The sequence below is a fragment of the Streptomyces sp. NPDC006174 genome (assembly GCF_040614075.1).
In the GTDB taxonomy this organism is placed as follows: Bacteria; Actinomycetota; Actinomycetes; order Streptomycetales; family Streptomycetaceae; genus Streptomyces.
The window spans coordinates 38,138-58,662 of the sequence record NZ_JBEXTJ010000021.1; the positions used below are offsets into that span (position 1 = coordinate 38,138).

The 20,525-nt window shown below is 71.6% G+C and carries 16 protein-coding genes; 1 reads left to right on the top strand and 15 read right to left on the bottom strand.

All coding sequences use genetic code 11. From position 1 onward, the window contains the following. Nucleotides 1-45: 45 nt before the first annotated feature. From ABZ267_RS32600 to ABZ267_RS32635, 8 genes are all read right to left on the bottom strand, one after another. Entirely contained in the window at nucleotides 46-1,665 is a 1,620-nt protein-coding gene (locus ABZ267_RS32600; protein WP_356755492.1) for a GMC family oxidoreductase N-terminal domain-containing protein, read from the bottom strand. A gap of 2 nt (nucleotides 1,666-1,667) precedes the next feature. Then, entirely contained in the window at nucleotides 1,668-2,909 is a 1,242-nt protein-coding gene (locus ABZ267_RS32605; protein ID WP_356755490.1) for a cytochrome P450, read from the bottom strand. Between the two features lie 32 nt (nucleotides 2,910-2,941). After that, a complete protein-coding gene (locus ABZ267_RS32610) occupies nucleotides 2,942-4,393 on the bottom strand; it encodes an NAD(P)/FAD-dependent oxidoreductase (protein WP_356755488.1) in 1,452 nt (483 codons plus the stop codon). 41 nt (nucleotides 4,394-4,434) lie between these two features. Continuing rightward, complete coding sequence (locus ABZ267_RS32615) at nucleotides 4,435-5,334, bottom strand: NAD(P)-binding domain-containing protein (protein ID WP_356755486.1); 900 nt, start codon at nucleotides 5,332-5,334, stop codon at nucleotides 4,435-4,437. Nucleotides 5,335-5,594: 260 nt separating this feature from the next. Then, complete coding sequence (locus ABZ267_RS32620; protein ID WP_356755484.1) at nucleotides 5,595-6,773, bottom strand: acyl-CoA dehydrogenase family protein; 1,179 nt, start codon at nucleotides 6,771-6,773, stop codon at nucleotides 5,595-5,597. Between the two features lie 259 nt (nucleotides 6,774-7,032). After that, nucleotides 7,033-7,878, bottom strand: coding sequence for an AfsR/SARP family transcriptional regulator (locus ABZ267_RS32625; RefSeq protein WP_356755482.1), 846 nt, complete (start codon nucleotides 7,876-7,878; stop codon nucleotides 7,033-7,035). A 148-nt stretch (nucleotides 7,879-8,026) separates the two neighbouring features. Next, nucleotides 8,027-9,184, bottom strand: coding sequence for a transposase (locus ABZ267_RS32630; protein ID WP_356755480.1), 1,158 nt, complete (start codon nucleotides 9,182-9,184; stop codon nucleotides 8,027-8,029). Nucleotides 9,185-9,545: 361 nt separating this feature from the next. Beyond that, nucleotides 9,546-10,202, bottom strand: coding sequence for a ScbR family autoregulator-binding transcription factor (locus tag ABZ267_RS32635; protein WP_356755478.1), 657 nt, complete (start codon nucleotides 10,200-10,202; stop codon nucleotides 9,546-9,548). A 166-nt stretch (nucleotides 10,203-10,368) separates the two neighbouring features. Here ABZ267_RS32635 and ABZ267_RS32640 point away from each other — a divergent pair, with 166 nt between their 5' ends. Further along, nucleotides 10,369-11,229: a ScbA/BarX family gamma-butyrolactone biosynthesis protein gene (locus ABZ267_RS32640; RefSeq protein WP_356755476.1), complete on the top strand. Its 861-nt coding sequence runs from the start codon at nucleotides 10,369-10,371 to the stop codon at nucleotides 11,227-11,229. A gap of 73 nt (nucleotides 11,230-11,302) precedes the next feature. Here the strand turns inward: ABZ267_RS32640 and ABZ267_RS32645 are convergent, their stop codons facing one another. The 7 genes from ABZ267_RS32645 to ABZ267_RS32675 all read right to left on the bottom strand — a co-directional run bounded on the left by ABZ267_RS32645 (nucleotide 11,303) and on the right by ABZ267_RS32675 (nucleotide 20,427). Continuing rightward, a complete protein-coding gene (locus ABZ267_RS32645) occupies nucleotides 11,303-12,067 on the bottom strand; it encodes a glucose 1-dehydrogenase (RefSeq protein ID WP_356363954.1) in 765 nt (254 codons plus the stop codon). Nucleotides 12,068-12,088: 21 nt separating this feature from the next. Next, nucleotides 12,089-12,595 (bottom strand): hypothetical protein, encoded by a 507-nt coding sequence (locus tag ABZ267_RS32650; protein ID WP_356755474.1) that lies wholly within the window; start codon nucleotides 12,593-12,595, stop codon nucleotides 12,089-12,091. Beyond that, a complete protein-coding gene (locus tag ABZ267_RS32655) occupies nucleotides 12,592-13,086 on the bottom strand; it encodes a flavin reductase family protein (protein WP_356755472.1) in 495 nt (164 codons plus the stop codon). The genes ABZ267_RS32650 and ABZ267_RS32655 overlap by 4 nt, the downstream gene beginning before the upstream one ends. 142 nt (nucleotides 13,087-13,228) lie before the next feature. After that, nucleotides 13,229-14,542 carry a methylmalonyl-CoA mutase family protein gene (locus ABZ267_RS32660; RefSeq protein ID WP_356755470.1) on the bottom strand — a complete coding sequence of 438 codons (1,314 nt, stop codon included), beginning with the start codon at nucleotides 14,540-14,542 and terminating at the stop codon, nucleotides 13,229-13,231. 161 nt (nucleotides 14,543-14,703) lie between these two features. After that, nucleotides 14,704-16,905 carry a BTAD domain-containing putative transcriptional regulator gene (locus ABZ267_RS32665; protein WP_356755468.1) on the bottom strand — a complete coding sequence of 734 codons (2,202 nt, stop codon included), beginning with the start codon at nucleotides 16,903-16,905 and terminating at the stop codon, nucleotides 14,704-14,706. Nucleotides 16,906-17,104: 199 nt separating this feature from the next. Continuing rightward, complete coding sequence (locus ABZ267_RS32670; RefSeq protein WP_356755466.1) at nucleotides 17,105-18,691, bottom strand: aminotransferase class III-fold pyridoxal phosphate-dependent enzyme; 1,587 nt, start codon at nucleotides 18,689-18,691, stop codon at nucleotides 17,105-17,107. 164 nt (nucleotides 18,692-18,855) lie between these two features. Continuing rightward, on the bottom strand, nucleotides 18,856-20,427 hold the full coding sequence (locus ABZ267_RS32675; RefSeq protein ID WP_356755464.1) for an aminotransferase class III-fold pyridoxal phosphate-dependent enzyme: 1,572 nt from the start codon (nucleotides 20,425-20,427) through the stop codon (nucleotides 18,856-18,858). Nucleotides 20,428-20,525: the final 98 nt, after the last annotated feature.

A 20,525-nucleotide genomic window follows, 5' to 3' on the forward strand; every position in this document is an offset into this window, starting at 1 on the left:
ACTGTGGTCGGACCGTACGTCGACGTATGGTCCGACCACAGTGCGTCAGTGCGGCACGCCGCGGATCAGGTCCGCCGCCCGTTCGGCCAGCATGACCGCCGGGGCGTGGGTGTGGCCGCCGGTGATGCGCGGCATCACGGACGCGTCCACCACCCGCAGGCCCGGGACCTGACGGACCCGTAGCTCCGGGTCGACCACCGCGTCCGGGTCGTCCGCGAGGCCCATCCGGCAGGTGCCGACCGGGTGGAAGAGCGTGCCCGTGTGGTCCCGGATGTGCTGGTGCAACGCCTCCTCGCCCAGGCCGTCGGTCCACGGGGCCATGGCCTCGCCGACCAGGGACCGCAGGGTGTCCGTGGCGAAGAGACGTTCGGCGAAGCGGATTCCGGCCGCGAGGCGGTGGAGGTCGGCCTCGGCGGAGAGGTAGCCCGGGTCGATCAGGGGCGGGGTCTCCGGGTCCGGGCCCTGGAGGGTCACCGCGCCCCGGCTCTCGGGTTGCAGGAGGACCACGCCGATGGTCAGACCGTCCGCCAGGGACTCTCCCTGGAAGGCGATGGGGGCCCAGATGACCTCCAGGTCGGGAGGTCCGCCGGTGCCGTTGCGGCCGTCGCTGCCGTGGGTGCCGCCATCACCGTCACCGGCGTCGCTGCGGAAGAAGCCGACCGCCTCCGCGATGTTGGACGTCAGCGGGCCGAGCCGGTCCTCCTCGTACCGCTTCGCCGCCTCCGGGGTGTCCGACTGCGCCAGGCGTACGGGCGTGACCGCGTGGCGGATGACGTCGACCGTGGCGTGGTCGTGGAGGTTACGGCCCACTCCGGGAAGATGGACGCGCGGCTCGACGCCCGCCGCCGCGAGGTCCCGCTCGTCGCCGATGCCGGAGAGCATCAGCAGATGCGGCGAGCCGATGGCGCCCGCGCTGAGGATGACCTCACGACGGGCCGAGAGCCGGCGGGTGGCCAGCTCCACTCCGCGCGCGCGGCCGTCCTCCAGGACGATGCGCCGGGCCTGCTCGCCGGTGAACACCGTGAGGTTGGGGCGTTCGAGGGCCGGGCGGAGGTAGCCGTCGGCGGAGCTCCACCGGACGCCGTCGCGCTGGTTGAGCGGGGTGAGCGCGCTGCCGTGGAGGTGGGGTCCGCCCAGTCCGCCGGGGAGCGGGCCGAGGCCGAGTTCGGCGCAGGCACGCAGGAAGTGCGGGGTGGTGGGGTCGGGGTCGCGGGGCGGCGAGATCCAGAGAGGGCCGTCGTCGCCGTAGGTGGTTCCCTCCGCTTCGGGGCCCGCCCAGCGTTCGGCTCGGCGCAGGTACGGGCGGACGGCGCGCCAGGACCAGGTAGGGCCGGCGGCGCTCCCCCACGCGTCGTAGTCCTCCGCCGAACCCGGTATCCACATCTGGAAGTTGACCGACGACGAGCCGCCCAGGACCTTGCCGCGCGGCCAGTCGACGGTGCGGTCGCCGAGGCCGGGCTGGGGCACCGTGCGGTAGCCCCAGTCCAGCTCCGTACCGAGCAGCGCGAGCGAGGCGCTGGGGATGCGGACGGCCGGGTCGGAGTCGGGTCCGCCGGCCTCGATCAGCGCGACCCGCACGTCCGGGTCCTCGGTGAGCCGGGCGGCCAGCACGGAGCCGGCCGATCCGGCGCCCACGATCACGTAGTCGAAGAGTTCGTCATCCATGGTCAGGCCTGCTTCAGGTGGACCGGGAGCGTCCGGTGGCCGTTGGAGACGAACGACTCCAGCGGCTGGAGCCGGTCCGAGGTGACGGCGAGGCCGATGTCCGGGAAGCGGGCGAAGAGTTCGGGCAGCGCGACCGACGCCTCCAGGCGGGCCAGCGGCGCGCCGACGCAGCGGTGCACACCGTGTCCGAAGGCGATGTGGTCGTTGCGGGTGGTGCGGGTGAGGTCGAAGGCGTGGGCGTCGGCGCCGTGCACGGCCGGGTCCCGGCCGACTCCGCTGTAGGAGACGATCAGCGCGTCACCTCGTGCGATGGTCACACCGCCCACCTCGATGTCCTCGACGGCGAACCGCATCGGCAGGTTGGCGATCGGCGCCTGGTGGCGCAGCGCCTCGTCAATCGCGTCGTCCCAGGTCGCCTCGCCGCTCCGCAGGAGCGCCAGCTGCTCGGGATGGGTGAGCAGCGAGTGGATGGCGTGGTCCAGGAGGTTGACGGTGGTCTCGTGGCCCGCGCCGATCATCAGCAGGATCATGTCGACGAGTTCGGTCTCGTCCAGACCGGAGTTCTCCTCGTCGTCGCGGGCGGTGATGAGCGCGCTGACCAGGTCGTCGCCGGGGGTGCGTCGTTTGTGGTCGGTGAGCGCGGTCATCAGGCCGACCATCTCTTCGCCGTTGGCCTGCACCTCCTCCAGCGTGGCGGAGGTGCGGAACATGTCGGCGACGACCCGGAAGAGGTCCTCGCGCATGGCGTCCGGGATGCCCAGGAGTTCGCAGATCACCCGGATCGCCAGCGGGTAGGCGAAGGCGGCCCGGATGTCGAGCGGCCGGCCGGGCTCGGTGGCGGCGACCTCGTCCAGCAGCTCCTGGACGAGGGTGCGGACCGCCGGTTCCAGGGCGGCGGTGCGGCGGGCGGTGAACGCCTTGGCGATCAGCTTGCGCAGCCGCCGGTGGTCCCCGCCGTAGGTGTTGATCATGCTGCGTTCGGAGACCCAGGAGGCCAGCGGCCACGTACGGGCGAGTTCGCCTTCGCCGTTCTCCCAGGCGGGCCAGTGCCGGTAGGCGTCCTTGGAGACCCGGTCGTCGGTCAGCAGGCTCTTGGCGACGGCGGAGTCCGTCACCATCCAGACGGCCACGTCGCCGGGGAGTTCGGCGCGGGCGACGGGTCCGGTGGCGCGCAGACGGTCGCTCTCGGCGTGGAGGTCGCTGCCGCTGGGGTCGATCCGCAGCGGCGTGGGTTGCTCGGTCATCGGCTCTCCGGCACGGTCGCGCGGCTGAGGGTTCACCGGTCGAGGACCTGGCCCGCGGCGCGCAGCCCGGACTCGATCGCGCCGTCGACCCAGCCGCTCCAGCCGGTGGCGATGTCGCTGCCGGCGAAGGCGAGGCGGCCGACCGGACGCTGGACGGTGCGCAGTGCGCCGGTCAGCTGGCCGGGACGCTTGTAGGTCCAGCCGCCGCGCGCGTAGGGGTCGTTGCCCCAGTCGTGGCCGCGGACGGCGAGGACCTCGGCGTCCGGCGCCCAGCGGCGCAGCGACTCCTGGATCTGCCGCCGGTTGGAGATGCCGAGGTGAGGGTCCCGGCTGAACGCGAAGGCGAGGTGGCCGTCGCCGAGGCGCTGGACCGGGATGACGTCACCGAGGCCGGGCGCGTCCTCCGCACCGGCGGCGTAGAAGAGGCCCTCGGCGCTGCGGATGTGGAGCCAGATCTTCTTGGCGGCGGGAACGGCGACGGTCTGCTCGGCGAGGGTGCGGTAGGCCTTGGGCAGGCCGGGTGCGAAGGTGATGTGGTTCCATACGTTGACGGGGACGGCGACCACGACCGCGCGGGCGCGGTAGGTCGTGCCGTTGCCGGTGGTGACGCAGACGTGGCCGCCCCGGTCCTCGACCCTGGTGACGGGCGAGTTGAGGCGCAGGTCCGCCTCGGCGTCGGCGAGCATGGCCTGGATGAAGGCGGCCGTGCCGTGGACGAGGCGGGAGGAGGTGGCGCTGGAGAACTTGGCGAAGTCCCAGTCGGACAGCGACCACCACTGGGCCATCTGCGTGAACGAGCCACGGGCCGAGCCGCCGGAGAGGCCGCCGAGGTTGCCGGTGACCCAGGAGTGGTCCACCGGCGACAGGTTCAGCTCGTTGATCCGCTGGATCAGGGTCAGCCGGTCGAGCGGACGCACCAGGTCCTCGCGGGCGAACGGGTCGAGCGGACGCGGGAAGTACTCGCGGGAGCCGTCGAAGACCGGCGTGACCAGCTCGGCGAGCCGGCCGAACCCTTCGGCGGGGCTGTAGGCGCGGTAGCCGCCCTCGGCCGGGAAGAAGGCCACGTCGGGCGCCTGGTCGGAGGTGAGCTGCTGGTTGTAGTGGAGCAGCTCCTTCCACGCGTGCGGGTGGCCCTCCTCGAACCAGGCGCCGCCCAGCTCGACCTGCTCGCCGGCGAAATCGGCGGTGTAGGTGCGGCCGCCGATACGGTTCTGCGCTTCCAGGATGAGAGGCCGCAGCCCGTTGCGGCGCAGCTCACGGGCCGCGGTGACCCCGGCGAAACCGGCGCCGATGACGATGACGTCGTGGTCGCCCGACGCCTTCTTCTTCCGGCGTTCGGCGGCGGTGGCCTGGGAGATGCCGGTGGCGCCGGTGGCGCCGAGCAGGGCGGTGAGGCCTGCGGCTCTCAGTACGTTGCGTCGTCCGGTGCCGGGGGCTGCGGCCGCGGGTATCTCGGGGTCGCCGGGGAGGTTCTCGGGGCTCACGGTCTCTCCTTCGTGGTCTTGGCTCGGTGCGGGTGCGGGGGTCAGGCGGACGGGTTGCGCAGTTCCTCGATGAGGCTGGAGAGGCTGTCGGAGCCGTGACCGCGCGCCACCCGGCGTTCGATGAGGGCCTGGAAGGGCAGCACCAGGTCGGCGCTGACGCCCTGGGAGCGGGAGGCGCTCACCAGGTGGGCGATGGCTTCCTTGTTGACGTTGAGCGTCGAGACGTCGGTGGCGTAGTCCTGGCGGTCCACCTCTTCGGCGAGGCGCGGCAGGTACGGCACGGCCACGTGGTTGAGCCAGGCGGTGGCGTACGGCAGGAAGGCCTCGGCCGTGACGCCTTCGGTGCCGAGGAGGGCCAGGGCCTGGATGTTGCCGGCGACGGTGGACCAGAGGATGCCGAGCAGGGCCACGTCGTAGAGGGACGGCAGGCCGGTGTCGTCGCCGAGGTAGGTGGCGGCGCCGCCCAGGACCCGCAGCGTCTCCTGGTGGTCCTCGAAGGCCGGGGCGGAGCCCCCGTAGAAGATCAGCGCCTGAGGCTGTCCGACGAGCGGCGGGGTCGCCATGATCGCGCCGTCGAGGTACGTGATGCCGTGCCGCTCCGCCCAGGCGGCCGTGGCGCGGGCCTCCTCGGGCGTGCTGGACGTCAGGTTGACGAGCACCCGGTCCTTGAGGTTCTCGACCTCGGGGTCCAGGACCTGGTGCACCGCCTCGTCGGTGGAGAGGCAGACGACCACGAGAGGGCCGGCCGTCAGGGCCGCGCCGACGGTGTCGGCGCCCGTCGCGCCCCGGCTGACGAGCTGTTCGGCCTTCTGGGAGGACCGGTTCCACACGGTGGTCGGGTGGCCCTGGCCGAGGAAGGCTTCGGCCAGGGCGGTGCCCATCATGCCGAGGCCGATCACGGAGACGGGCGTGGTGGCGGGCGAGGTGGTGTCGGTGCTCATACTCGGAAGTCCTCCGGCTCAGCCGTGCGGCAGGGCTGGGCGTGGTCGATGCTTCGGTTCGGGGAGCGGCCGCCCGGCCGGGGCCGGGCGGAGGCGGTGCTAGGGGGTGTCTGGCCGATCAGGCCGGATCAGGGAGCGGGGCTTGGTGCCGTGCATCGCAAGGCGGAGGAGGGAGTCAACGCGGAGCGTTGGTGACCGACGACAACGCCGCGAGGTGCGGTGCCAAGCCCGCGAGCCCGGCCTGATCGGCCAGACACCCCCTACAGGAGAGGCGTCTCGGGGTCGAGGCCGAGCAGGACCCGCCCGTGCAGTTCGAGGTTGGTGCTGAGCAGCAGGAAACCGTGGAGCGAGAAGCCCTCGACGTCGCGGAAGAAGCGCTGGAGCGGGACGCTGCGCTGGATGACCGAGGCGCCGCTGGTCCGGTAGAGGATCTCGACGGCTTCCTTGGCGAGCTGTACGGCGTAGGCGCCCTGGCCGCGGATGGCGGCCTTCTCCTCCAGCGTCGGCTGCTCACCGGCGTCGGCGCGGTCCTGGAGGACCTTCAGCCAGCCGGCCTCCAGGCCCTTCGCGGCGGCGATCTTGTTGGCCGCCTCGGCCACGTTGATCTGGGTCAGCGGGTGGTGCGCCTGGTTCTCCCAGGAGGTGTAGGCGATGGCCCGGCCCGGGATGCGGTCGAGGAAGAGCTCCAGCGCGCCCTGGGCGGTGCCGAGGAAGGTCGCCACGGTCTCGGCCATGATGAAGGCGAAGAGCCCGTAATTACGGCCGTTGGCACCGGTGTTGGAGCGGTCCGGGGTGACGTTCCAGATCGCCTCGCCGAAGTCGACGACGCGGTGCGCGGGGACGAAGACGTCCTTGGCGGTGCTGGTCGAGCTGCCGGTGCCGGAGGCGGAGGAGGTGTGCCAGTCGTCGGCGATGGTGAACTCGGACATCGGCACGATCGCGATGACCTCGGTGTGCGTACCGTCGGGGCCTTCCAGGACGGTGGCGGCGATGTTCCAGTCGGCGCCGCGGCAGCCGGTGTTGAAGCGCCAGGAGCCGTTGAGGACGTAGCCGTCCTCGGTGGGCGTGAGCGAGCCGGTGGGGGTGAAGCCGCCGGAGACGCGTACGGACGGGTCGGCGAAGATCTCCTCCTGGGCGCGGTCGGAGAAGAGCGTGGCCAGCCAGGTGCTGGAGACCCAGACCGAGGCGACCCAGCCGGTGGAGGGGCAGCCGCGGGCGATCTCGGCCAGGATCTTCGTCTGCTCGGCGACCGGCAGGTCGAGCCCGCCGAACCGGCTCGGGGTGGCGATGCGGAACACTCCGCTCTTCTCCAGCAGGTCGATGTTCTCCTGCGGGATCCAGCGCTGTTCCTCGGCCTGTCGGCCGTTCTCGCGGAGCTTGGGAAGGATGTCCTGGACGGCGTTCACGACGGTGTTGGCGTCGAAGGCTGCGGTGGTCACCACGTCTCCTTGTTCTGGTCCGGGTTGTGAGGTCGCGACGGGGTGCCGCGCGGGGGCGCGGGTCGCTGCCGGGGCGTCGCGGAAGGCCGGCGGCACGGCGTCGGCCCGGCGCCCTGGAGGGGTCCTGGTGGACGCTTTCGCGTCACCGGAGGGGGTATGGGAGCACGCTAACGGGGTGTCCCGAACCGGCTGCGCATCGTGCGGTAACGGGCCGCCCACTGCCGTTGCGTGGCTGGTGGGCGACGGTGGCGAGGGCCGGTCAGCCGGCGATCGCGGTGGTGTGCACGGGCCCGATGACGGCGCCCGGGTGGCGGTCGGCGCGCCACCGCAGCGGCACGGGCGCATCGGGGCCGGACTGGCCGAGGATCTGCGACTGGAGCCGCTGCAGTTCCGGCGATGGCACGAGGCCCAGTTCGCGTTTGAGGATGCGGTAGAGGTTCTGGTAGGCCTCCAGCGCCTCGGCCCGGCGGCCGGAGCGGTGGAGCGCGGTGATGAGCTGTCCGTGGAGCCACTCGTGGAGCGGGTGGTTGCTGACGAGTGACCGCAGCTCCGGGAGGAACTCCCGGTGCCTGCCGAGCCGGAGCTCGGTCTCGGCGCGCAACTCCAGTGCCCGGATGCGCAGTTCGTCGATCCGCGCCACCTGGCCGAGCAGGACTTCTCCGACCGGTACGTTGCTGAGCGCGGGGCCGCGCCATAGGGCCAGGGCCTCCTTCAGCCCCTCCGCGGCCCGCTGCGGGTCACCGCTGTCGAGGCGCGCCTGGGCCTGCTGGACCAGGCGTTCGAAGCGGCAGACGTCCACCTCCTCGTCCGCGACGTCGAGGCGGTAGCCGGGGGCCTGGGTGACCAGCAACTGCCGTTCCGTCGGGACGATCCCGAGGCCGCCGAGCATCCGGCGCGCGTGGTAGATGTGCGTCTGCAGCGTCCTGGCCGCCCCAGCCGGGGCCTCCTGGCCCCAGAGCTCCTTCACCAGAGTGCCCATCGCCACCGGCTCCCGGGGTCTCAGTGCGAGGACCGCCAGTAGCTGACAGAGCTTGGGTGCGTTGGGAGCGAAGGTCTCGCCCTCGTCGGTGACTATGCCGAAGGGTCCGATGAGACTGAACTGCACTACGCACACTCCTGTTTCCTGGCCGGTTCCCGGCGCGCATCGAGGGGGGTTGGTGTGGCGTATCGAAGGTAGAAAGAAATGGCGGTGCGCGGGGCGGCCAGGCTCCGAGAATGTCAAGTTACCGGACGGTAAGTAGGTTCGTGCGAGGTCAGTCGGCGCCTGAGGTGCGCATCGGCCAGGCGGCGATGCAGTGGGCGACCGACGCCAGAGTGACGTGCCGGTGCCATCCTTGGTACGACCGGCCGGCGAAGTCGGTCATCCCGACGCTCTCCGAGATCGCGTCGAAGTCCCGCTTCACCACGGCCGGGAGGCGGGTGAGCGCCAGCACCTGCGGCAGCGCGGAGGGCGGCGACCCGGTCAGCCAGAGCCTGCCGCCGGCGCGGCCGTCGCCGGCCCACTCGCCCACCAGGAACAGTCCGGCGCCGCCTGGCATCGCGGGCCGGTGCCGGCCGACGACGGGTATGGCCGCGGCGAGCGTGGGGCCGTCGCCGAGGTTCACCGCCCGCCGGAGGTGGGTCAGGGTCTTCACCAGCTCGCCGGCGGTGCGCTCGCGCCCGCCGTACAGCGGCAGCCTGCCGGGGTCCAGGCGCAGTTGCTCCATCGGATCGACCCGTACGAGGAAGGGCAGCCCGAGCGCTGCGAGATGGCGGGCCAGCCCGACGGAGTCGGCCAGTTCGGCGTCGACGACGACCGGGATACGGGGCACCTCCCGGGTCTCCACCACGTCGTCCACCGCTCCGCGGACGCAGGCGTCCAGGTCGCCGGCGGCCGCACCCTCCGGGATACCGGCCTGCCGCCGCGAACGGGCCTCCATCCAGCGGTCGGAGAGGAGCAGACGCCAGCCGACGGGCAGGGCCGAGCGGTCGGAGGCGAGCCAGACCCCGGCCGCCTGCTGGCCGTTGACGGCCTGGCCGAGCCGCGGAACGTAATGCTCGTCGACACCGATCGTGCTGTTGCCCGCCTTCGGGATCATCGTCGGCCGGATCACCCAGGCGAGCGGCGAGAACGCCTCGTGCACACACCGCGCCAGGACCCGGCGCACCGGCATCCACTCCCACGGGGAGGAGGCGATGAAATGGTGGACCCTCTGCTGTGCCGCCTCGCCGCCGAACTGCGCGGCCACATTGCGCAGCGTCTTGCGTCCCGGCCGCATGAGAAGGCCGCAGACGTACTGCTCCGCCTTGTAGCGCTGCTCCTTGCGGCGCAGGGACGCGAACAGCAGCGAGGAGAACTCGCCGCAGAACCGATCGGATGTCGGAGGCGTCAGAGTGCTCGCGACGCCCGAATGAGAAGCTTTCCCGCCCATGTCATCCCCCCAAATGTGGACGGCGACCGCAGCCACGGCCGCACTTCGGTCTCCTGTCGGTCCCGCCCCCGCCAGGGAAGAGACCTGTTGTCCGGTTTTGAACGACCTCTCTCCCGCCTCCGATCCGCCTCGTCGGCCTGCCGGAAACCCTCCTGACGGAGGGACAGGTCCACGAACCCGCCGGGCCGGACACGGAGAACGAGGCAAAGATCGCCCCAAAAACCGGACGCTAGGCATCTTAGGCAAAGTGCAGATCGAGTCCACCCCCAAATGCGCGGTCACCCGTCCGCGCGGACACGGTGACCACCCGGGACCAGCCGTTGGCCGATAGGAAACCGTCAGCCGGTCCGGTTTCCGTACGTCATTCGGCTCCCACGCCCTGGACGGTGGAAGAGTCCATCGCCGCCAGAAGGCGTTCGGCCCGGTACGGCGACGTGTCCAGACGGGCGAGCACCCCGCTCGTGGCGATGCTCGGCAGGATGAGCTCGTACAGGCTGGAGATCTCCTCCGGCAGGGTGCAGTCGGGCATCACCTCGGTGATCAGCAGGACGCCGGTCCACGCGCCCACGAGCAGGCGCGATGTCTCGGCGGTGTCGACATGCGGCAGCAACTCCCCCTTCGCCTTGGCCGCGTCGAGCAGCTCCTGGCCCACCGTCACCCAGTCCGGCCACCGGGTGCCGAACAGACCGCGCGACAGAGGGTCGACCGAGAGCCGCACCGAGGCCTGCAGCAACGGTTCACGGGGTACCCGGTGGGCCAGGAGGAGAGCGATGTCCACCCATTCCTGCAGCTTGAAGGTCTGCGGCTGCAGTCCTTCCAGCGTCACTGCCTCGTCCAGGACCGCGCGGGCCAGCTGCTCCTTCGTCGCGAAGTGGAAGTAGAGGCCGCCACGCGTGAGGTCGACCCGCTCCAGCAGCGCGCCGATGGTCGCCGCCTCGTACCCCACCTCGTTGAACAGCTCGGAGGCCGCCACCAGGACGGATCTCCGGGTGCGTATCGCGCGCTCCTGCTTCGCCATGCGTGCCTCCATAGGAAATCTTGACCAGTGCTTTAAGTCACATTTACTCGGGGTTGAAACCGACCGGAGGGCCGGTACTTTACAAGCCCAACTCACGAGCTCCGCGCATGGACCTGGGGGAACCTTGCACAAGCGATGTGAACGTCATCGGCCTGCCCTGGACCGGATGGACCAGCTCCGCGCCTACACCCATCTGCACCACAGCCCGTCGATCCTCGTCACCGACTGGGACCGGGTCTCCGAGCACCGCGTCGGCCTCACCACCCACTGGCCCGCGGCCCACGAGAAGTGGCCCTACGATCCACGGCTGCTGACACAGACCATCAGACAGACCGGACTGCTGGTCGGGCACGCGGAGCGGAACGTACCGCTCACCCATCAGACCCTGCTCCATCATCTCAACTTCACCGTCCGGCCCGGTTTCCGGCTGCCGCACGGCACGTGCGCGCGGATGGACGTCGAGGTCACGCTGACCGAAGGCGCGGGCCGCAAGCCCGCCGGCAAGAACCTGGCCCTGGACTTCCGCATCTCGCATCAGGGCGAGACCGTGGTGCGCGCGGACTCCGTCTTCGGCTGGGTGTCACCGGCCGCCTACCGGCGCCTGCGCGGTGACCACCTCACCGTCGACTGGGGCCGGTGGCCGGTGCCGCCGCCGGTGGAACCGGCCGTCGTCGGACGGCCTTCCGCCGGCGACGTGATGCTCTCGGCCACGGACGAACCGGGTCGCTGGCAGGTCCGGAACGACGCGGAGAACCTGCTGCTGTTCGACCACCCGGTCGACCATGTCCCCGGCCTCACCTTGCTGGAGGCCGCGCAACAGGCCGCACACGCCACGGTGGTCCCGGGGACGTTCGAGCCCACCGGGGTCGCGGTCACCTACCAGCAGTACGTCGAGTTCGACCGGCCCAGCTGGGTCGTGGCCGGCACTCCTGCCGTCCGGCCGGACGGCGAGGTCTCGCTCGTCGTCACCGGTGTGCAGGACGACCGGGAGGCCTTCCGCGCCACGTTCACCGGCCGGGTGGGCTGACCGGGCATCAGAACGCCGACCGGGTCCGGAGTGACGGGTTCCGCCCGCCGCTCCGGACCCGGCAGCGCGCGGATCACTGGTTGACGAATCCGCCGTCCACCGGGACCACGGCACCGGTGAGGAAGGGACAGCGGTCGCTCAGCAGCCAGGCCGCCGCCTGCGCGATCTCCTCCGGATCCGCCGTCCTGGCCTGCGGCGTCAGGGAGTTGACGTGATCCTCCAGGCCGGGGTTGCGCTCGAACCAGTCCGCGGTGATCTCGCTGCGCGTGGTCCCGGGAGCGATGGCGTTGACCCGGATGCCCTGCTTGGCGTACTCGTCGGCCGCGGCGCGGGTGAAGCCGACGACCGCGTGCTTGGAGGCGATGTACGGCGCCGCGGCGGGAATGGCCACCAGCCCGGCGACACTGCTGTTGTTGACGATGCTGCCGCCGCCGTTCGGCAGCATGGCCGCTATCTCGTGGCGCAGACAGTTCCACACGCCACGGACATTGATGTCCATGACGGAGTCGTACACATCGTCCTGCATGAGATGGAGAGGAGTGCGGTCGCCGCCTCTTCCCGCATTGTTGAAAGCGGAATCGAGACGTCCGTATTCACTCAGGACGAAATCCACCGCCGCCGCGACCTGTTCCGCATCAGTGATGTCGGTGACGACGTACGACGCCTCCGATCCTTTGCCCCGCAATTCGTCGGTCAGCGCCGACAGATGGTCTTTTCTCCGTGCCGCGAGCACGACGGTGGCGCCTTCCCGGGAGAAGACACGCGCGGCCGCCGCACCGATTCCGCTGCTCGCACCCGTGATGAGGACGACTTTTCCGAGAAGGAGGTCACTGGTCATGGACCGGATTCTGACAGAAACTCACCCGGACATTCCTGTGATCCAGGTCACGTGCGTTTTTCCGGCGGTATCCGGAATCAAGGGTTCGCGTACCGCCTCTCCCATCGCCCGCAGCACGTCGGCCGGTTTCCGGTCCGGCCGCTCGGACCACGCCGGCTCCATGAGCAGCAGCGCGGCGCACTCCAGGAGCACGGCCGGGACCAGCGCCTCCAGGCGGGCGGGCAGCGGCGGATGCGGCGGCGCCGAACCGCGCGGGTCCGCCGGTCCGGCAGGAGCGAGGGCTCTGGCGAGGATGTGGCGGGCGCGGCGGTGGAGGACGGCCAGCAGAGCGGCGTCCGTACGATCCGGCGCGCCGAGCACCGTCGGCAGAGAGGTCTCGAAGCGTCGCATCACCGCGGCGGCGAACGGGTCGCGCGGAACGTCTCCGTCCGGTGCGGTACGGCGGCGGGTGTGCACCACCGACCGGTTGAGACCCTCGTTGAGGGCTTCCATGAACCACTGGCCCATGGCGGCCTCCGGGCCGTTCATGAGCCGTCGGCGGACCCGGTCCCCTGGAACGCCCCGTCGAAGAAGAGCAGTCCGGGTCCTTCGGGGCTCCTGCTCGCGTTGACCACCTCTCCGAGGAATATCGAGTGGTCACCGGATTCATGGATCTCGGTCAGTTCGCATTCCAGCCAGGCCAGCGCACCGTGCAGCAGAGGCGCCTCACTGACCGCACCCGGTTCCCAGGCGAGCTGCTGGAACTGCTCCGGTCCGAGAGGACGCCGCTTGTCGGCGAAATAGCGGGCCAGATCCTCCTGGTCCGCACCGAGTACGGATATGGCGAACCGCTTCTGCGAGGTCAGCGCCTGGTGCATCACCGCACTGCGGGCGATACAGCAGAGCACGGTCGGTGGTTCGAGCGATACGGAGGTGAAAGCGTTGGCGGTCATTCCGTGGATATCGTCGCCGCCGACGGTCAGCACGATGACGCCGGTGGCGAAACGCGCCATCGATTCCCGCAAGGAGGAAGGTGCCATCGAGATTCGGTTGGCAATCTTGTCACTGGATACAGAAATCATGCCGAACCCTTCAGGAGATTGGTGCTCAGAACATAGAGCGGAGAAATCCCTGACCACTCACTTACGGGTAACCCCACGCCCAGCGCCGCAGGGAGGACGCTCAGCCGCCGGCGTGTGGATGACGGCCCCAGACCTCGCGCAGCGCGTCGCAGACCTCGCCGACGGTGGCGCCCGCGGCCAGGGCTTCCTTCATCGGGTGGAGGACGTTGCCGTGCCCGGCGGCCCGGGTCCGCAGCCGGTCCAGGCCCGTCGTCACGCGCCGCCCGTCGCGCCAGGCGCGCAGCTTGGCGAGGCGCTCGGTCTGCCGGTCCGCGACGGCGGGATCGACGGAGCGGCCCGGGCTCGGCCGGGTCGCGCCGCGAGGCCGAACGGCCCCCCTGCTCCAGAAGCCGTCCTCGATCGCGGCCACCGCTCCTCCGGCTTCCGCGATCTCGTGGAGCAGCGCGCGGGCGGCCGACTCGATGTCGTGGGCCATCGAGTCGACGATGTCCGGACCGCCGCACGCATCGGCCCAGGCGGGCCGTAGCTCCGCGCCGCGCCGACGCGTCAGCCGGAGCGGTGGCGCGCCGGTGGCGCGTGAACCCGGCAGCTCCGTCGCCGTCCCGGCCCAGATCCGGCGGGCGGCCCGTACCGCGGCGGCCTCCTCGACCAGCGTGGAGCGGGCCGCGAAGGAGAAGGAGAGCCGGGACGCGGCCACGTCCGCCGGAGTGCCCGCCGCCACGGCGGCGCGTACGTACGCGGCGCCGTTCGCCACCATGAACGCGACCTCGCCGGCCGTGGAGGTGCCCGCAGCCGCCGCCAACTCTCCGGAGACCGAGATGGCCGTCCACCGGGGAAGGGCAGATCCGCAGTACGCCAAGGTGTCGGCGACGAGCCGGAGCGAGGGGCCGGGCGGGAAGATGGAGCCGCCGCCCAGGTACTCCCCCAGGATGTCGTTGTCCATCGCGCCGCACAGGCGCTCTCCGGCCACGCCCTGTTCCTCCGCCGCCAGTTGGAGGAGCAGCACGAGGACGGCGGCCGGTGCGCCGGCCGCCAGGTACGTCGACACGCGGTCCAGCGGCACTCCGCCGAAGAGGATCCGCATGTCGTCCAGCGAGTCGACCGCGACACCGCCGCCGCCCACCTGCCCGCGCGCGTCCGGCGCGTCCGAGTCGTACCCGCGCCGGGTCGGCGGATCGAAGGCGACCGCCAGTTCGCGGACGCCGTCGGCGACCAGCCGCCTGTGCCGCGCACCGGCCTCCACGGGCGACCCGGACCCGGTGGGCCCGCGGGCCGCCCGTGCCCGTCCCGGCGAGGCCGGCGCCGGCACGCCCGGCAGGAGCGGAGGCAGGCGGGACCCGACGGGGTAGGCCCGGCGACCGGCACCACGTGGTTCCCGGGCCGTCGCGGCCGGTGGCTCCGTCTCGTACCCCATCTGTCCACCTCCTGCTCGGCTGTGCATGGGCTCGTCGCCCGGGACGGACGTACGAGGAGGTACGGGCCGAACGCTCGGTCTCCGGCGCCCCGGCCGGACGTACAGGTCCCGCGTACGGCTCGGACGCCCGGACCACGTGCGGGCGGCCTCCCCGTCGCCCCTCAGGGCGCCGAGGGCCCGCCGACGCTCGCGGTCCGTTCGCGGGCGGCCGCCCGGAGGAACTCCACCAGCTGCCTGCTGGTCGTGGTCTCCTCGGTCCGGCCCAGCGTCACGGTGGTCGCGTGGCTCCGGCCGCCGGCCCAGGCGGGACGGCGCAGCAGCAGTTCGGGGCCGGCGGAGGCGACCACGAACAGCGGGGCCGAGGCGCCGGACTCGGCCAGCTCCTCCACGACGTCCAGCACGTCCGAGCCCGCGCGGTGCAGGTCGTCGATGCACAGCACGACCGGCAGGTGCTGTGCCGCCGCCTGGAAGAAGTCGCGCCAGGCGGCCAGGATCCGTGGAGCGGATACGTCGGTGGGCGCCGCACCGGGCCGGACGTCCAGCAAGGGCGTGAGGCCGGCCAGGACCCGCGAGCCGCTGCGTTCGGAGCGGAAGAGGTGGCGGACCCGCGCGGTGAGGGCGGACCGGGCGGAGTCGGGTCCGTCGCCGGGCCGGATGCCGCAGTAGGCCATAAGGACCTGCGCCTGCGCTTTCAGCGGGTGGTCGGTGGGAGCGGTCGGTGTACGGCCTGTCAGTACGGTGGCCGGGCCGGGCCGGGCGGCCAGCCGGGCCCCGAACTCCCGTAGCAGGCGGCTCTTTCCGGAGCCGGACTCGCCGAGCACCGTGACCAGGTGCGGGATCTCCCGGTCCTGGCTGCGCTTGACCAGCCCGCAGAGGAGGTCCAGTTCGTACGCCGTGCCGGGATCCTCGGCGCCCGCCTCCTGGCCGCTCGTCCGGCGGCCGACCGCGAGCCAGACGGTCGGCCGGCCCTCGGCCCGCCGGTAGACGACGGCGCTCTCGGTGGCGCGCCGCACCTCATCGGCGACCAGGACATGGCCGTCGGCCAGACCGGCCAGCAGCGACTGCGACTCGTCCAGCACCGCGCCGACGGCCGTGGGCGCGTCGTTCCGGCCCGAGTATCGGAGCAGCACCTCGCCCGTCGTCGCCGCGGCCTGCACCGACAGCGGCGGCCGGTCCGGCTCGGACCCGCACGGCACGTCCAGTACGTCGCGGATCGCGAGCGCCGCCGCCACGGCCTGTCCGGCACCGCCCTCGTCCGGACCGTCCAGCCCGAACAGGGCCTGGGTGAGCGAGCCCATGGAGGCGGTCACCGTGCCTCCGTACCGTTCGATCTGCTCCCTGACCACGGTGGCGGCCGCGTCCAGGAGCGTGTCGACGCAGCCGTCCAACGGTGCGGTGAGGCGGGTGCGGACGGACAGGACGCTCACCAGGCGGCGCTGGATGCCCGGCGCCGTCTCCTCGTTCCGCCGGGTGGCCTCCGCGGCCTGCACCGCCACCTCCGTTCCGGCGGAGGCGGCGTCCGACGTACGCGGCTCCGCCGCCCGTATCCGTACCGGCTGCGGGCGGGCCGAAGGCGCGGCCAAGGGGCTCGCGTCCAGGGACAGCAACGGGTCCTGGGTGAGGATCGCGCGCTGCAGCTGCTGGAGCTGCTGGCCCGGTTCCAGCCCGAGGTTCTCGATCAGCAGCGACCGTACGCGGCTGAAGGCGCTCAGCGCGTCCGCCTGGCGGCCGCAGCGGTACAGCGCCATCATCAGCTGGCCGCACGACCGCTCGCGCAGCGGCTCGGCCGCCACCATGGACTCCAGCTCCGCGAGCACGGCGTGGTGCCGGCCGCACAGGAGCTGGGCGTCGAAGTAGTCCTCCGTCACGTCCAGCCGGGTCTTGCGGAGCGAGTCCAGCTCCGGCCAGTCGATACCGGCCTCGACCAGGTCCGCCAGCGCGGAGCCGCGCCAGAGGTCCAGGGCGTCGCGCAGCAGGACCGCCGCCTCGGCCGGAGCGCCCTGGTCGCGCTTCTCACGGCCCTGGCCGACCCACTGGTTGAACCGGTGCAGGTCGACCTCGTCGGGCGCCACGCGCATCATGTAGCCGGGCGGGCGGGTCAGCAGCATCGCGTCGGCGGCGGCGTCCTGCGGTGAGGGTGCGAGGACTCCGCGGAGCCCGTACACGGCGTTCTGGAGGATCTTCCGCGCGGTCGTCGGCGCGTTCTCGTCCGGCCAGAGCGCGTTGAGCAGGCGGCTGGTGGGGACGACGCGGTTCGCCTGGAGGAGCAGGAAACCCAGGGTGCCGCGCTGTTTGGTGCCTCTCAGCTCCACCGGCTCCCCGTCGCGGAGAACTTCCAGTGGTCCCAGTACCCGAAATTCCATGTCTCCCCCATCCGAACGCTTCCGGCGGCCCGGCGGCGAGGACGCGGCGGTGAAGCCGCGTGTCCTGTCTGCCAGGTTCGACCACCATGCTGCGTCGCCGTGGTCCAACCGCTCACAAAGCTGGGACAAGGCGGCCCGGAACAGATCGTTCCGGACCGCCTCGGGATCGGGCCGCCGTACGGGAGGAGCCTGCCGGGTCTCAGCCGCCGAAGAAGCGCGCCTCGTCGCCGTCGCGCAGGACGGAGCAGACGTCCCGCAGCCCCGTCTCCAGCTGCGCGATCTCCTCGTCCGTCAGCTGGACGGACGGCTCCAGGCGGAGCGTGTTGACCGCGCTGCCGGTCGGGAAGAGGCGCACGGAGTGGGCGCGCAGCAGGTAGCCGGCGACGGCGTAGCCGAGGAAGCCGGAGCGGGCCAGCTCCTGGATGTTCCCGGTGGCGGAGTCCGACCGGTCCTGGAACTCCACGCCCAGCATCAGCCCGGCGCCGCGTACCTCCTTGAGCACGTCGGGGAAGTCGGCCCGCACCGCGTCGATCCTGGTGCGCAGGGCCTGGCCGCGCTCCGCCACGGTGCGGTAGAGCCGGCCGCCGTCGGCCTCCAGCAGCTCCAGCGTCCTGAGCGCGATCTGGCTGGAGAAGGCGTCCTTGGCGAAGGTCGAGCTGTGGACCAGCTCGAACTCCTTGCGGTAGCGGGAGGCGCGGATCAGCGCCACGGAGGTCTTGGCGACGCCGCCGCCCAGGCTCTTGGCCAGCGTGTAGTAGTCGCCGCGCAGGCCGATGAGCGAGCTGGCCAGGAAGGCGCCGGAGCGGCCCATGCCGCTCTGGATCTCGTCGACGATCACCGGGCAGTCGAAGGCGTCGCAGGCCTCCCTGACCGCCTCGGCGAACTCGCGCGTGAGGACGTTGATCCCGCCCTCGCCCTGGATCGGTTCCAGGACGAAGGCGCAGAAGACCGGGTACTCGCGCTCGACCACGGTGATCCGGCCGTCCCCGACGGCCAGGTCGAGCAGGACCCGCCGCTCGGCCTCGAAGGTCTTGCGGATGGCGTCGGGCTGGTCGAGCGGGAGGAAGCGGGCCTGCGCCGCGAGCGCCTTGAACGGGACGCGGAAGCCCTCGTTGTGCGTGAGCTGCACGCTGCCGACGAGCTTGCCGTGGAAGGCGCCTTCGGGAGCGAGGAAGAGCGGGGCCTCGGAGAGCCGCAGCGCGTTGAACCGGCCGACGTGCGCGATGAGTTCCTCCGCGTCCCGGACCGGGTCGCCGGAGGCGCCGGTGCCGAACCGCGCGTGCGCCGTGTCCGCAGGCACCGCGAGCCCGTCGCGTACCTGGGACCGTGCGTACGCGAGGTGCTCGTCGATCTCCTCGGTCAGCGCCGCCACCTTGAGCGTGCGGTCCAGCTCGGCGTGTTTGACCGCCGCCTCGACCGCTTCGGCGCCGCTGTTGGCGAAGATCGCGAAGTACTGCTCGTCCTCGCCGAGTTCGCGGCGCAGTACGGTGTTGAGCGCGGCGGCCAGCCGGTTGGCGTGCGGGGCCCGGGAGAACTGGGCGTGGATGGGGAGCTGGGCGCTGAGCAGCTCCTGGGCGCGGGCCACGATCTCCGGGTGGTTGTGGCCCAGGATCAGCGATCCGAAGCCGCCGACGAAGTCGAGGACGGGGATCTCGCGGCCCTCCTCGTCGAGCCGGTGGATCGTGTTGCCCTCGGCCCTGACGTACTCGACGTCGAGGCCGACGGCGGCCAGGATTTCGGCGAGGTGCGGTTCGGCGAGTCCGGCTTCGGGGGCTGCGGTGTTCATGTCGACTCCCTGATGTTCGCGGGACGTTGACGCCCCGGCGGTTCGGTTGCGGTGCGGGTGCGCGCCCGAAGCGGCGCACGACGGAGCAGGGGCACGGCCGTCCGTCGCCGGTCGGCCGTGCCCCTGTCGCTCGGCTGGGGTGGTGGTTTCTCCGCCCCGGCGGATCAGGCGCCGCCGAAGCCCTCCTCGTCCTGGCGCCGCAGGACGCCGGCCACGGCGCGCAGAGCCGTCTCCAGCTGGGCGATGTCCTCGTCGCTGATGTAGATGGACGGCTCGAACCGGAAGGTGTGCAGGGCGCTCGCCGTGGTGAACGTACGGATGCCGTGGTTGCGCAGGAGGTATCCGGCGACGGCGAACCCGATCATGCCGTGCTGGGTCTGCTCGCGGATGACCTCGGAGGTGGCCTCCGACTGGTCGTGGAACTCCAGGCCGAGCATCAGGCCGGCGCCGCGCACCTCCTTGACGACGTCCGGGAAGTCGTCGCGGACCGCTTCGAGCGCCGAGCGCAGCTTGTTGCCGCGCTCCTCGGCCGCGCGGTAGGCCTGTCCGCCGTCGGCCTCCAGCAGCTCGACCACCTTGAGGGCGATGAGCGAGGAGATGCTGTCCTTGCCGAAGGTGGAGCTGTGGATGGTCTCGAAGCCGTGCTGGTAGCGGCCCTCGCGGACCAGTACCACACCGGTCTTGGAGATGCCGCCGGCCAGGCTCTTGGCCAGGATGATGTAGTCGCCGCGCAGGCCGATGTGCGAGGCGGCGAAGAAGGCGCCGGAGCGGCCGCTGCCGCTCTGGATCTCGTCGGAGACGACCGGGCAGCCGAGTTCGGCGGAGACCTGCTGGATCGTACGGGCGAACTCCGCGCTGAGCGGCCGGATGCCGGCCTCGCCGCGGATCGGCTCCAGGAAGAAGGCGCCGAAGACCGGGAAGTCGCGCTCGACGACGGTGACCGCGCCGTCGTCGGTGACGAGGTCGAGCACCGGGACCCGCTCGTCGCTGACGATCTTGGCGAGCGCGTCGGGCTGGTCGGCCGGGACGAACCGGGCCTGCGCGGAGAGTGACTTGAACGGCGTACGGAACATCTCGTTGTGCGTGAGCTGGATGCTGCTCGCCAGCTTGCCGTGGAAGGAGCCCTCGATGGTGAGGAAGAGCGGCTGCGTAGCGGCGGCCGCCTCGTTGCGCCGCTCGATCTCCGCGACCAGCTCGTCGAAGCCGGTGCCCGCCGCGACGCCGGCCTGCCCGTAGGCGTCGGCCGACACCTGCGCGGCGCCGGAGGCCACGGCGCCACGAGCGGTGTCGATGTTGGCCGCCACACCGGCGAGGAGCTCCTTGGCGCGCTCCAGGCGGTCGTACTCCGCGTGCTTGATGGCGATCTCGACGGCCTCGGCACCGGAGTTGCCGAAGAGCGCGAAGTACGGCTCGTCCGTGTTCAGCTCACGCTGGATGATCTTGTTGAGCGCGGTCGCGAGGTCGTTGGTGTGCGAGTGCCGGGCCAGCTGCGTGTGGACCGGGATCTGCGAGTCCAGGATCTCCTTGGCCCGCTGGGCGATCTCGGGGTTGTTGTGGCCGAGCATGAGGGAGCCGAAGCCGCAGGCGTAGTCCACGACCCGGCGCTCACGGCCCTCGGCGTCGGTGTAGTGGAGAGCGTTGCCCTCGGCCCGCGTGTACTCGATGTCGAGTCCGAACGGAGAGAGCATCTGTCGCACATTGGCGTCGGCGAGCACGGGCGCGGCGACTTCAGTCATTTCGTCCCCAGATTTCGTTCGATGTCGGTTCGGTGGACCAGCCGGCGGCCGAGAACGGCGCCGGTGACGGGCCGCGCACGCTGCCCGTGGTGGTGGCG

Bases quoted from the DNA above. Each gene is read 5' to 3' on its own strand.
- ABZ267_RS32600 (WP_356755492.1), bottom strand. From the start codon at position 1,665: ATGGATGACGAACTCTTCGACTACGTGATCGTGGGCGCCGGATCGGCC.
- ABZ267_RS32605 (WP_356755490.1), bottom strand. From the start codon at position 2,909: ATGACCGAGCAACCCACGCCGCTGCGGATCGACCCCAGCGGCAGCGAC.
- ABZ267_RS32615 (WP_356755486.1), bottom strand. From the start codon at position 5,334: ATGAGCACCGACACCACCTCGCCCGCCACCACGCCCGTCTCCGTGATC.
- ABZ267_RS32630 (WP_356755480.1), bottom strand. From the start codon at position 9,184: ATGGGCGGGAAAGCTTCTCATTCGGGCGTCGCGAGCACTCTGACGCCT.
- ABZ267_RS32635 (WP_356755478.1), bottom strand. From the start codon at position 10,202: ATGGCGAAGCAGGAGCGCGCGATACGCACCCGGAGATCCGTCCTGGTG.
- ABZ267_RS32640 (WP_356755476.1), top strand. From the start codon at position 10,369: ATGGACCAGCTCCGCGCCTACACCCATCTGCACCACAGCCCGTCGATC.
- ABZ267_RS32645 (WP_356363954.1), bottom strand. From the start codon at position 12,067: ATGACCAGTGACCTCCTTCTCGGAAAAGTCGTCCTCATCACGGGTGCG.
- ABZ267_RS32650 (WP_356755474.1), bottom strand. From the start codon at position 12,595: ATGAACGGCCCGGAGGCCGCCATGGGCCAGTGGTTCATGGAAGCCCTC.
- ABZ267_RS32655 (WP_356755472.1), bottom strand. From the start codon at position 13,086: ATGGCACCTTCCTCCTTGCGGGAATCGATGGCGCGTTTCGCCACCGGC.
- ABZ267_RS32660 (WP_356755470.1), bottom strand. From the start codon at position 14,542: ATGGGGTACGAGACGGAGCCACCGGCCGCGACGGCCCGGGAACCACGT.
- ABZ267_RS32665 (WP_356755468.1), bottom strand. From the start codon at position 16,905: ATGGAATTTCGGGTACTGGGACCACTGGAAGTTCTCCGCGACGGGGAG.
- ABZ267_RS32670 (WP_356755466.1), bottom strand. From the start codon at position 18,691: ATGAACACCGCAGCCCCCGAAGCCGGACTCGCCGAACCGCACCTCGCC.
- ABZ267_RS32675 (WP_356755464.1), bottom strand. From the start codon at position 20,427: ATGACTGAAGTCGCCGCGCCCGTGCTCGCCGACGCCAATGTGCGACAG.